The organism is Mesorhizobium sp. B2-1-1, from assembly GCF_006442975.2.
GTDB lineage: Bacteria > Pseudomonadota > Alphaproteobacteria > Rhizobiales > Rhizobiaceae > Mesorhizobium.
The window spans coordinates 217,008-228,803 of sequence record NZ_CP083954.1; the positions used below are offsets into that span (position 1 = coordinate 217,008).

At 64.3% G+C, this 11,796-nt stretch carries 9 protein-coding genes; 2 read left to right on the plus strand and 7 right to left on the minus strand.

Annotated elements, in window-relative coordinates; translation table 11 throughout:
- Positions 1 to 80: 80 nt before the first annotated feature.
- The 6 genes from FJ972_RS01015 to FJ972_RS01040 form a co-directional block, all read right to left on the minus strand.
- The gene (locus FJ972_RS01015; RefSeq protein ID WP_140497157.1) at positions 81 to 2,462 is read right to left on the minus strand and encodes a polysaccharide biosynthesis tyrosine autokinase; all 2,382 of its coding nucleotides are present in this window, start codon (positions 2,460 to 2,462) and stop codon (positions 81 to 83) included.
- Positions 2,463 to 2,699: 237 nt separating this feature from the next.
- Positions 2,700 to 3,596 (minus strand): UTP--glucose-1-phosphate uridylyltransferase, encoded by an 897-nt coding sequence (locus FJ972_RS01020; protein WP_140512943.1) that lies wholly within the window; start codon positions 3,594 to 3,596, stop codon positions 2,700 to 2,702.
- 74 nt (positions 3,597 to 3,670) lie between these two features.
- Positions 3,671 to 4,639, minus strand: a complete 969-nt coding sequence (locus FJ972_RS01025) for a glycosyltransferase family 2 protein (RefSeq protein ID WP_140523580.1) — start codon at positions 4,637 to 4,639, stop codon at positions 3,671 to 3,673.
- The gene (locus tag FJ972_RS01030; protein ID WP_140523578.1) at positions 4,629 to 5,579 is read right to left on the minus strand and encodes a glycosyltransferase; all 951 of its coding nucleotides are present in this window, start codon (positions 5,577 to 5,579) and stop codon (positions 4,629 to 4,631) included. Before FJ972_RS01030 ends, FJ972_RS01025 begins: the two co-directional genes overlap by 11 nt.
- Positions 5,579 to 6,568: a glycosyltransferase family 2 protein gene (locus FJ972_RS01035; RefSeq protein WP_140523575.1), complete on the minus strand. Its 990-nt coding sequence runs from the start codon at positions 6,566 to 6,568 to the stop codon at positions 5,579 to 5,581. Before FJ972_RS01035 ends, FJ972_RS01030 begins: the two co-directional genes overlap by 1 nt.
- A 15-nt stretch (positions 6,569 to 6,583) precedes the next feature.
- On the minus strand, positions 6,584 to 7,756 hold the full coding sequence (locus FJ972_RS01040; protein WP_140523572.1) for a glycosyltransferase: 1,173 nt from the start codon (positions 7,754 to 7,756) through the stop codon (positions 6,584 to 6,586).
- A 189-nt stretch (positions 7,757 to 7,945) separates the two neighbouring features.
- On the opposite strand from FJ972_RS01040, the gene FJ972_RS01045 reads away from it, so the two are divergent.
- Together FJ972_RS01045 and FJ972_RS01050 are read left to right on the plus strand one after the other, a co-directional pair.
- Entirely contained in the window at positions 7,946 to 9,442 is a 1,497-nt protein-coding gene (locus FJ972_RS01045) for a lipopolysaccharide biosynthesis protein (RefSeq protein ID WP_140523568.1), read from the plus strand.
- A gap of 49 nt (positions 9,443 to 9,491) precedes the next feature.
- Positions 9,492 to 10,514, plus strand: coding sequence for a phosphoribosyltransferase family protein (locus FJ972_RS01050; RefSeq protein WP_140523565.1), 1,023 nt, complete (start codon positions 9,492 to 9,494; stop codon positions 10,512 to 10,514).
- A 202-nt stretch (positions 10,515 to 10,716) separates the two neighbouring features.
- Here the strand turns inward: FJ972_RS01050 and FJ972_RS01055 are convergent, their stop codons facing one another.
- Positions 10,717 to 11,796 (minus strand): glycosyltransferase, encoded by a 1,080-nt coding sequence (locus FJ972_RS01055; protein WP_140523562.1) that lies wholly within the window; start codon positions 11,794 to 11,796, stop codon positions 10,717 to 10,719.

Sequence of the window (11,796 nt, forward strand, 5' to 3'; positions counted from 1 at the left end):
GACTCCCATTGTAGCCCGCCGCAGCCACATAGGCGATGACCTGCCTCGTCACTCAGGCACGGAAATCGCCACGGTTGAACTCAGACCGTTGTCTTGCTGCGCACTTCGGTCTTGTCGAGATAATAGCTCGAGTACTGGCCGAAGAATTTTTCGGACGCTCCGAACGAGCCGTATTTGGCGAGCTTCTTGAGATCGACCTTGTTCAGCACCGCGCCGACGATCTTGTTGGCGACATAGGGTTCGGATTCGAGCATCGATCTCACCATCGCGCGCGGCGTGCGGCCCCATTCGGTGACCAGCACGAAGCCGTCGACAAGCGGCGCGAAGGCCTTGGCGTCGACCACCGGCCCCAGCGGCGGCAGATCGACGACGATGTATTCGAAGGTCTCCTTGGCGTTGTCGATGAAGCGCCGCATGCCGGCCGAGGAGAGAAGCTCGCTGGTATGCGAGAAATTGCCGCGCAGCACCGCCGGAATGATCGCCAGCTTCGTCTGCCGGTCGATCTTGCCGACCGACTGCCAGGTCTGGCCGCTCACCACCGCTTCCATCAGTCCCTGCTCGGCCTCCATGCCGAGGCTGCGGCTCAAGCCCGGATTGCGCAGGTCGCCGTCGATCAGCAGCGTCCTGGCGCCGTTGGCGGCGAGCAGTCCGGCCAGATTGGCCGCGACCGTCGACTTGCCTTCGCCGGGAAGGACCGAGATGACGCCGATGACGCGGCTGCCTTGCCCTTCCATGACGACGTCGAAGGCGATCTTTGCGCTGCGCAGCGTCTCGGAGAACATCGACGCCGGAGCATCGACGCTGACGCGCATGCGCGCGCGCTTTTCGGCCGCGGCCGGCGATTTGGCGGTTTTGAGATCCGGGTCGGCCGGCTTTTCCTCCCTGGCGGTCTTGCCGCCGATGACAGGCAGATAACCGAGGAATTTGAGGCCGACGCGGTCGCGGACATCCTCGCCGGTCCTGAAGAAACGCTCGTTGAATTCGTTCAGGCCGCCGAGCCCGGCACCCATCAACGTGCCCAGCACAAGCGAGAGCGCCAGCACAACCACCGTGCGCGGGCTGGAGGCGCTGAGCGGCGTCGATGCATCCGAGATGATGCGGATCTTGCCGACCGGGAAGGATTGCTGCTGGGCGGCTTCCTCGTAGCGGCCGAGGAATGTCTGGTAGAGCGTGGAGAGCGCCGTCGCCTTCTGGTCGAGTTCACGCAGCTTGACCTGCGACTGGTTGTCGATGGCGCTCTTGCCTTGCGCCGCGGCGACATTGGCCCTGAGCGCGGTCTCGCGCGCCAGCGCCACTTCATATTCGTTGCGATAGCTTTCGGTCAGCTGCTTCAGCTCGCCGAATATCTGCGCCGATATGTCGGCCTTCTCCTTGGCGAGCGCCACCGCCTGCGGATGCTGCGGCCCAAAATTGGCCTCGACATCCTGCTGCCGCTTGGCGACGGCGAGATAGCGCGTCTTGAGCGCCGCGATGACCGAGCTGCTCGGCTGGTCGCTCGATATGGCGGCATCCTTGAAGGCGTTCTCCGAACCGCTTTCAACGATGGACTTGTATTGCTGGTAGCGGGCGCTGGCCCGGGCCGTATCGGCCTGCGCCACGATAAGCTGGGCGTTGAGGTCGGCAAGCTGCTTGGCGCTCATCAGCTGGCCGTCGCTGTTGGCGGACAGGCCGTGCTCGGCCCTGAATTTCTCGACCGCGAGCGATGCCGCCTGCGAGCTTTCGCGCAGTTCCGTCAGCCGGCCCTGCAGCCAGACCGCGGCGCGCTCGGTGGCATCGAAGGAGGCGTCGAGCTGGTCGGCGAGATAGGCATCGGCATAGGCCTTGGTGATCGCGGTCGCCAGTGCCGGGTCCGTCGCCTGGTAGCCGAGCGCGATGACATAGCTTCGCCCGACGCGCTCCGCCTGCACCTCGTTCTGCAATTTGAGGATCGCGTAGTCGCGACGTGAGGTCGCGATCAGCGCATCGCGGGTGGCGGGGTCGAGCTTGGTGACGTCGCCGACGCCCGGCATGGGAGGACTGGGGCGAACATACTGGATCAGGCCGCGGATCAGGCCGATGCCCTGGGCGAGCGCCGACTGGGGCGGGTTCATGAACGCGTCGTTGCGGTCGAGCTTCAGCTTGTCGACGACCACGGCGGCAAGCCTCGTCGAGGTCAGGATTTCGATCTGGCTCAGGATGGCCGAATCGGTCTGCATGGTCGTCGACGCCGCCGAAATGTCGTCGACGATCTTGTTCAGCCCCTCATCGATCAGCACACTCGAGACCGACTGGTATTTGGGCGGCGTGGTCTGCAGATAGAGCAGGCCCAGGACAAGACCAATGACCGCGCCCAGGACAACCACCTTGGCCTGCCGCGCTGCCATGCCAAGCAGCCGCTCGACATCGATGAAGTCTTCGCCGTCTCCTGCTTCCGAATTCGGCAATGGCATCCTCTTGTCGAGAGGAAAGTTGGCATAGTTCATCTTCGGTCCAATTCCAGAGCCCGTCCATCCCAATCATCGGGATGGGCTCTATCTCACTGTTTGAACATGATCTTTTCCGAAAACCGCCTTGCGCTTTCCGGGATCATGCCTTGGCTCCCAGGCACTTCGAAGATCGGGAGCATTGCCAAAAAGCAACGCAAGTTCCATGCCGGACGCCACAGGGCCTTCCGCGCATCGCACCGTCAGCCGTCCGACAATGCTCCCGAAACATGGGCATTATGCGGCTTCTTCCTGTCGTTCATGCGACCGGACGAACTCCTGGAGCATCTCGAAAACCGGACCCTTCATGTCGTCGCGCGCCAAGGCGAAGGCGATGTTGGCCTGGATAAAGCCCTCCTTCGAGCCGCAGTCGAACATGCGGCCCTTGAAAGGCTGGGCAAAGAAGGACTGCTCCTGCGCCAGGCGGACCATGGCGTCGGTCAACTGGATCTCATTGCCCGCGCCGCGCTGCTGGTTGCCGAGCAGGGCGAAGATCTCGGGCTGCAGGATATAGCGGCCGTTGATGTAGAAGTTCGACGGCGCATTGGCCGGCGCCGGCTTTTCGACCATCGCCGTCACCTCGAAACCGCCGCCAATGTCGGCGCCGCGGCCGACAATGCCGTATTTGTTGGTCTCGGTCGGGTCACAGCGCTCGACCGCAATGACGTTGCCGCCGGTCTCGGCATAGAGGTCGGCGACCTCGGCCAGGCAGCCGCGGCCGCCGAACGAAACCATATCAGGCAAAAGCAGGGCGAAGGGCTCGTTGCCGATGACCTCGCGCGCGCACCAGACGGCGTGGCCAAGGCCTTGCGGGGATTGCTGGCGGATGAAGCTGGTGGCGCCGGCCACCGGCAGCAGGCTTTCCAGCGACTGCAATTGCGCCTTCTTGCCGCTCTGCTCCAGTGTTCCGATCAATTCCGGATGCAGGTCGAAATAATCCTCGATAACCGCCTTGTTACGGCCGGTCACGAACACGATGTGCTCGATGCCGGCCTCGAAGGCCTCATCGACGGCGTATTGCACGACGGGCCGGTCGACGACGGGAAGCATTTCCTTCGGCATCGACTTGGTCGCCGGCAGGAACCGCGTTCCAAGCCCCGCCACCGGTATCACGGCCTTCCTGATTTTCTTCATCGCAAATTCCTTCTGAGGAGATCGACTTCAGTCCATTCGCAGGCCAGGAAAAATCCCTCCATGTGCCTGCATCTTCACCTCCCCGCCCCTACGGCAAATTGTGCCGCTACTCGTCGCAACCGCACGGCGATCGGCATGCCCATATGCCTGACCGCCGCCGGGTCGCTGAGCGCCGTCCGGATCGCCTTGAGCGGGGACCGCGCCTTGATGTGCTGGACCATCGACAGGAACGAGGCTGCCTTGCGCAGGCTGCGGCTGCGCCGGGCGAAGGCCGCTTGCGCGGCCGCGTCCATCTGATGGCTTTGAGCGAAAATCGCATCGGCCTTGCGCATCGCCTCGACATGATGAGGCTCGAGCACGCGCGAAATGGAGCCGCTGCGGATGTGATAGGCATAGCCGATGTCAGGCTCGACCACGCACCTGCCGCCCTTGGCCAGGGCGTTGGCCAGGAATATGTAATCCTCGCCGATGATCAGGTCCTCGTCGTAGCGAAGTCCGTTTTCTTCCAGGAAGCGGCGCTCGAAGATCGGCTTGAGATAGCCGAGATTGAACTTCGATTCGAAGACGACGTTGCCGGCGATATAGCTGGCCAGCGAGATCTCGCCCAATTCCTCCAGATAGCGCGTCGGGAACATCGCATCCTCGATCACGCCGTCCTCGCGGACGACCTGGAGGTTGTCGACGGCGATTTGCGCGCCCGCCCTTTCGGCCCGCGCGATCATGGCGGCGATGCGGCCGGGATAGACCGCATCGTCGGAATCGAGGACCGCGACCCAGCGGCCGCGGGCAGCCTCGAGGCCGGCGTTCCTGGCGCCGCCGGGGCCCCTGTTCTGCGCGAGCGCCACGACGCGCACGATGTCCTGCGGATAGGCCCTTGCCACGTCGAGCGTGGCGTCGCGCGACTTGTCGTCGACGACGACGACCTCGACGCTGACACCCTTCTGCGCGATGGCGCTGGCGATCGCCCGGTCGAGGGTCGCCTCGGCGTTGTAGGCTGCAATGACGAAGGAAACGTCCGGGACGAAGCTGACGTCAGGCTGCACGCTTGCCTCCTTCCTGTGGCGAGGGCTGGCCGTAGAGACGAATCTCGCGGATGCCGACAAGGCCGCTGACGACGCCGACATGCATAATGCCGCGCAGCACGCTGCGGTTCCGCCGCACGGGGCTGGCAAGGAAGGGAAACGCCGCGGCGAAGCAATAGGCTGCCTTTGCCGAGGCAATGGCGACCTGTTTGAGCAGGCCAATGCCGCTGGCATTGCGCCCCAGGAGATGGCCATGCGTCTGCCCGACGCGGAAGCGGCGGCGGCCAAGCCAGTCGAACGCGGCCCTGGTCCGTGGCACGACCTCGTCCACCCAAGCCTCCGGAGAAAACGCGATCGTGCCGCCTGTCTTGTGCATCTGGTCGAAGAATTCGGTGTCCTCGCCGCCGGTCTGGCCACGCGCCAGGCTGAAGCGGCGCCCGCGCAGGCTGTCCGACCCCATGTCGAGCAGCACGTTGCAGGTGTAGCCGGTGCGGATCTCGCCGCGCACCCAGACCGGCAAGGTCGAATGGAAGTCGCCACGCCGCATCCAGTCCGGCGCATCGGCCCCATAGCGCGCCTTGACCGGGCCCAGCACGGCGGCGGCGCGACTTGCCTGGGCTGTTGCGACGAGCTCGGCAAGCCAACGCGGCGAAGCCGTCTCGTCGTCATCGATGAAGGCGACGAAATCCGACGTGCTGGCGTCAAGACAGGCATTGCGGGCGATCGAGATGTTGCGCGCCGGGCAGTGGTGATAGCTGATCGGCAGCGTCAGTTCGCGCGCCAGGGCCGTCACCAGATCCCTGGCGCTCGGCGTGTCGTCATTGTCGGCGACGATGACACGGACATCGAAACCGGCCAGCCTGTCCATGGCGTCGAGCGAGCGCAGCGTGTGGGCCAATTCCGGCCGGCGGAACGTGCACACGCCGATATCGATGCTGCGGTTCTTGCCTGGAACCGCCATCACGCGACCCCGCGCTGTTTGCCAAGGCCGAGAAGCTGCAGCCAGAAACCGACGGACCAGCCGAAATGCATGACCATCGCCGAGACGCCGGCAAGCGCGATGTCGGCATTGCGCTGGCTTACCGCCGTCCACAGGCCATAGCCGAGGCATACGGATGCCCAGATCAAAAGCGGCACCGCCGCCAGCCAGTGCACGAAGGAAAAGGCCGCGAGCACCACCACCGGGAACACCAGCAGCGGCACCATCTGCCGGACCTTCGGGATGATGCGGTGCTTCAGGACATTCTTGGCGCGTCCGCGGCCGTAGCCGAGATACTGGAAATAGAGGCCGCTGAGCGACGCGCGCGGATAGTAGACCATCTGCGTCCTGCCGCTCATCCAGATCCTGTAGCCGGCCTGTCTCAGCCGGTAGTCGAGCTCGGCGTCCTCATTATGGCTGAACGTCTCGTCATAGCCGCCGACGGCCTGGAAGGCAGAAATCCGCATCAGCGCGTGATGGCCGTGATCGACCCATTCTCCGGCGGACAGATGCCTGTGCTTGGAACCGCCGGTGCCGAGCTTTGAATTCTGTGCCGCCGCGGCCGCCTTCTGCACGGTGCCGCTGCCGCTGGTCAGCATCGAGACCACGACCGAATCGGCGCCCGTGGCCAGCGCTTCCTCGACCAGCCGGTCGCAATAGTCGGCGGGGTAGCCGCCATGGGCATCGATGCGGATCAGATATTCGGCACCATCGCCGAATCTGGCGACGGCAAGATTGATCGCCGCGCTCTGGATGCGCTTTTCATTGTGGAGCAGGACGATGCGGGGATCCTCTTTCGCGCGTTCGCCGACAATGGCCGGGGTATCATCGGTGCTGCCGCCATCGGCAACGACGATCCTGGCACCGAGCCTCGCCGCCGCGGGGCTGAGCTGGTCGAGCAGCCCACCGATATGGGCTGCCTCGTTGAGGCAGGGAATCACGATCAGGCTGGAGGGGAGCGCTTGCATCATCGGGCGATCTCCATCCTAGGCCAAAGCCTCGGCCGCGAAGGGTTGGCGCATGGCGGCCAGGCTGCGAAGCTTGTCGACCAGCGCCTGGCAATCGCTGCGATCATAGCTCCATATCCTGGGGTTGCGCGACAGAACGCGCTCCTTCAACGTGCTGAAGCGGCGCTCCTCCATCTTGCCGATGGCGGCTTCGAGCGCGTCGGGTGAGGCTTCGGGCAACAGAATGCCGATGCCTTGGCGGCCGAGGAACCGCCCGGTTTCCGTGTTGGCCATCGAGATCGGCACCGCGCCGAAACGACAGCCTTCATAGAGTCGGTTGGGCAGCAGCCATTCGGAATTCTGGCCCGCCTCGAAGAAATCGATCGCCCAGGAGAAATGCACGTCCCGGTAGATCGCCGCCATGTCCTCCGGGTTGCGGTAGGGTCCGCGAAACGAAAGCCAGGGCTCGGCCTCTACGAAGGCGTGGAAATCCGGGAATTCGGTCAATGCCGGGCGGCCGCGCAGCACGATCTCGAACCGGCCATCGGCGCGGCGCGAGAAATCGGCCAGGAGTTCGAGCGAGCGGCGGCAGCGCAATGCCCCGAACCAGCCGATGCGCCAGGGTGGCGCGACAGGCGCCTCGGCCATCTCATGCTCGGCCGGCAGGATCGCCGCTGCCTCGAAATATTTGTTTTCGACCAGTTCGACCGGCGCCGTCACCTGGCCGAACGGTTCGAAATAATTGGCGGTGAACGCGGGCGAGCTGGTCACCAGCAGCCTTACGTCCCTGGCAAGGTAACGTTCCGTGGCACGCAGCGCCCTGCCAACCGCATCGCTGCGAAGCATCAGGCGATGGATGTCGAGGCATTCATAGACGATCGGCACCGCGGCGCCGAACGCCGTGTTGGCGCGGCGGGCGAGCGCCAGCATTTCCAGGTTGCGCGCGATGATGAGATCGGGCCTCGGCATGCCGCGGAGCCTGGCGCCGATCGAAACCGCCGCCTTGGCGACTGCCGTCAGACGCTGGGCGAATCGCCCGTCACGCGTCGCGCCGAGATCCAGCGGCCGCAAACCCTCGACGTCGGCAATGGGATTTGCCGTGCGACGGAAGCCTGCGAGCGTGACCTGGGCGCCACCTGCCCTGAGCATGGTAATCCGCCGGCGCACTGCCGGGTCGGAAACGTCATGCACAAGGTACAAGACATTCAGCATGAAAACTCGACCGCTGTTGGCCCACCCACGGCGAACCTAGTACAGGTCTTGCTGCATCGCAACATTTTTGGTGCAGCGTAGCAAAATCCACGTTTTTTGTTGCACTGCAAAATAAATGCCGTAATTTGGCCGCGGCGGCGGTTGCAGGGTTCCTGGTCGGAACCTGCACAAGAATCAGGAATCCTGAATTTGGAAGCCAATCCATTCGATCCGCCAGAAGGCTCGCTGCGCAAATCCGTCGGGCGCGGCGCGGTCGTGACGGCCTTGTCGCAGTCCGTGCGGGTCGCCACGCAGATCATTTCCGTCATCGTGCTGTCGCGTCTCCTGTTGCCGCAGGATTTCGGCGTCGTGGCGATGTGCGCGCCGGTGCTGGCCTTCATCGCGCTGTTCCAGGATTTCGGCCTCACCCAGGCGACCATCCAGAAATCGGGCATACGGCACGACGAGGTGAACTACCTGTTCTGGATCAATGTCGCCGTCAGCGCCATCCTGGCCTGCGTGCTTGCCGGCGCGGCACCGCTGGTCGCCGCCTTCTACGGCGAACCGCGTGTGGCTGGCCTGGTGGCGGCGCTGGGCCTGCAGATCATGGCCTACGGCCTCGGTGCGCAGCATCTGGCGCTCCTGACCCGCCGCATGCAGTTCGGCCGCCTGGCCATCATCGATGTCGCAGGCGCCGTGGCTGGTCTTGCCGTGTCGATCGCCTGGACCTTCATCGACCGCTCCTACTGGGCACTTTTCGCCGGCACCTTGACCGGAGCCGTGCTGCCGACGCTGTGCTACTGGGCCAGTTCGCGCTGGCGGCCCAGCCTGCCGCGCAAGGTCGCCGGGATCAGCGAGCTGATCAATTTCGGCGCCGGCATAACCGGCTTCAACTTCGCCAATTTCTTCGCCCGCAATCTCGACAACGTGCTGATCGGAAAATACTGGGGCGAGGCGCAGCTCGGCCTCTATGACCGTGCCTACAAGCTGCTCCTGTTCCCGCTGAGCCAGATCACGAACCCGCTGTCGAAGGTGATGGTGCCGGCTCTTTCCAGGCTGAAGGACGAGCCCGACCGCTACCGCAGCGCCTATCTTCGCGTCATGCCGCTGATCCTGCTGGTGGCGCTTCCCGGCGTCGCTTTCGCCACCGCCATGTCCGACATACTCATCCCCTTCGTGCTCGGTGAGCAATGGCGCGCAAGCGCCGGCATTTTCCTGGCGCTGGGCTTCGCCGGGCTGCTGCAGCCGCTCAACAATCCGGCCGGATGGCTGTTCGTCAGCCAAGGCCGTTCCGGCGACTTCCTGCGCTGGGGCATCATCACGGCGGTAACGTCGGTGCTCGCTTTCGTGCTGGGCCTGCCTTATGGCGCGCTCGGCGTGGCGATCGCCTATGCCGTCAGCGAATATCTGCGCACGCCTTTCCTGTGGCTCTATGTCGGCAGGAGCGGGCCGCTGCGGGCAAGGCACGTGCTTCGCGCGGCGACGCCGTTCGTGCTCGGCGCGCATGTGGCGCTGGCGGTGGTCTGGTTGGTCAAGCCGCTGCTACCGCAGCAGCATGTCATTGCCTTGGCCAGCGGCGCGATCCTTGCCTATCTTATCACCATCGTCATCGCGCTGGCCTTCGCAGCCGGCCGTGAAGCCTTGCGCGAGGCCTTGAAAATGCTGCCGGCAAGGCCGCCGGCGGCAGCACCGCGCGAGGCGCAATAATTTCGGCGCTTTCGACCCTTACCGTTCACCCGAGCATCAGGCCTGATCCATGCATTACCGATCGATCTCAGACATGAACGACGCGATCGTGAGCAACCTTCACCGGTTGCCGCGCGACATCGACCTGGTGGTCGGCGTCCCCAGAAGCGGGGTGCTGGCAGCGACGCTGGTCAGCCTCGCGGCGAACATACCGATGACCGACCTGGACTCCTTCCTCGAGGGTCGCGTCTACACATCGGGCATCACCAAGCGCCGTGCGGTGCTCGACCGCAAGGTCGCGGAAATGCGCAAGGTGCTGGTGATCGACGACAGCGTCTCCGGCGGCAACGCCATGCGCGACGCCCGCGCCCGCATAGAGGGTGCCGGCATCGAGGCCGACTACACCTTTGCCGCCGTGTTCGGGCTTGAGCCGCAGCATGCCGAGACCGATGTCGTCTTCGAGGTCGTGCCGCATCCGCGCATGTTCCAGTGGAACTTCATGCATCACAAATTCCTGGCGCAATGCTGCGTCGACATAGACGGGGTGCTGTGCCTCGATCCGACCGAAGCGGAAAACGACGATGGTCCGGCCTACGAGAAATTCCTTAGCGAAGCGCGGCCGCTCCACACCGCGACCCGCAAGATCGGCTGGCTGGTGACCAGCCGGCTGGAGAAATACCGCGCGCTGACCGAGGCATGGCTGGCCAAGCACGAGATCAAGTACGATCATCTGATCATGCTCGACCTGCCGAGCAAGGCGGAGCGTCAGCGGCTTGGCGCGCATGGCAGTTTCAAGGCCGAATTCTACCGCAAATCCGATGCCATCCTGTTCATCGAGAGCGAGCACGAGCAGGCGCTGAGGATCACCGAGCTGTCGGGCAAACCGGTGCTGTGCGTCGAAACGCACATGGTCAGCTTCCCCAACGCGCTGTCGCTCCCGGCGCTCAGCCAGGCGGCGCGCAACCTGCCGGCCAGGTTGCGACAGGCCAAATCACAGGAAGGCCGCAAGGGCGCCGCCAAGGCCCTTGCCCGCGCCCTGCTTGGCGCCCGCGGCTACGAGACGCTGAAAAGCCGGGTCAAGCGCCTGGCCTGATCCGCCAAGGCTGCGAGTCCAGATTAACGGGTTCGTTCGGAGTGTTCGCCGGCGCGTGGTCGAGAAGCATCAAACGAAAAACCCGCGGCAGCTTCCGGCGCAACTCAGCACCATGACAGAAAATCTACCATAGCTGCCTTCACCCTGTCAAGAAAAAATTCCTATCACAAGGCTGCCGGGGCCGGTGCCGGCTAAGCCTTGGCTACGCCGCCTGCCGCGAACGCTGCTGTGTGGCCTTGTCCAGTATGGAAAAGAACGTGAGGAACTGGCGATCAGGATCGAGCTCCGGACGCTCGGAGAAGCTGCGCGCCGTGGCCGAGAGCCGGTCATATTCCTGGCGGTCGTTCCACAGCAGCCTGACAGCCGCGACCCAGTCGGTGAGCGGAGCTTCGTAATCGAGCACCACGCCGCCTGGTCCGATCGCTTCGGGCAGGCCGCCGCGCCGCGAGCCAATGACGGGAATGCCGCTGCAATGGGCTTCCGAGGCCACACGGCCCCAGGCCTCTTCCCATTTGCTGGGCGCCAGCAGGATCCTGGTGCGGCCATAGACGGTCTTCATGTCGCCGGTGCGGTTCTCCAGCCTGATGTTGGAGAACGGGGCGATGGTCTGCTCGATGCGGGCGCGATGATCGTCGGCGAGCTTCCAGCTCTCCACGAACAGGAACGGAATCTCGGGGCAGGCGCCAGCGATGCGCACGGCGAGCTCGAAGCCTTTCTCCTCGTACGGATTGATCAAGGTGACGAACTGGCCCGTGGTCGGCGTGCTGTAGAGGGCGGCATTGATGGTCGGCGGCAGCACCGCCGCATCGATGCCGAACTTCTGTTTGTAGGCGCGCGCAGTGAATTGCGAATTGGCGATGTAGAGCGCCGAATGCAGCTCGCGCAGATCGCCGCCCAGCTCATGGAACTCGACATTCCTGAGATAGACGACCAGCGGCACGCCTTCGGCCTGCAGCGCCTTGCCCACCGGAACCGACTTATGGCACTGGACGACGGCCACGTCCGGCTTCAATCTGCGGACGGCAAAGTCGGCCGCCTTCCAGGGAAACCAGGCCCGCACCACCGGATAGCCGGGAAAACTGTCGATGACCGCCGGCTGACGCAGCAGCTTCATCTTGGCGCGCGCCTTGAAGCCGAAGACACCGTCGCCGAACAGGGCGGCCAGTACGGCCGCCTCATGGCCGTGCTCGATCAACTGCTCGGCCAGATGATGGGTGCTCGACTGGACGCCGCCGCTGAATTCGGGCGTGTATCCGTTGCCGCCTGCAAAAAGAACTTTCAT

Coding starts and splice junctions, on each gene's coding strand:
- FJ972_RS01040 (WP_140523572.1), bottom strand. CDS start 7,756: ATGCTGAATGTCTTGTACCTTGTGCATGACGTTTCCGACCCGGCAGTG.
- FJ972_RS01015 (WP_140497157.1), bottom strand. CDS start 2,462: ATGAACTATGCCAACTTTCCTCTCGACAAGAGGATGCCATTGCCGAAT.
- FJ972_RS01055 (WP_140523562.1), bottom strand. CDS start 11,796: ATGAAAGTTCTTTTTGCAGGCGGCAACGGATACACGCCCGAATTCAGC.
- FJ972_RS01050 (WP_140523565.1), top strand. CDS start 9,492: ATGCATTACCGATCGATCTCAGACATGAACGACGCGATCGTGAGCAAC.
- FJ972_RS01030 (WP_140523578.1), bottom strand. CDS start 5,579: ATGGCGGTTCCAGGCAAGAACCGCAGCATCGATATCGGCGTGTGCACG.
- FJ972_RS01020 (WP_140512943.1), bottom strand. CDS start 3,596: ATGAAGAAAATCAGGAAGGCCGTGATACCGGTGGCGGGGCTTGGAACG.
- FJ972_RS01035 (WP_140523575.1), bottom strand. CDS start 6,568: ATGATGCAAGCGCTCCCCTCCAGCCTGATCGTGATTCCCTGCCTCAAC.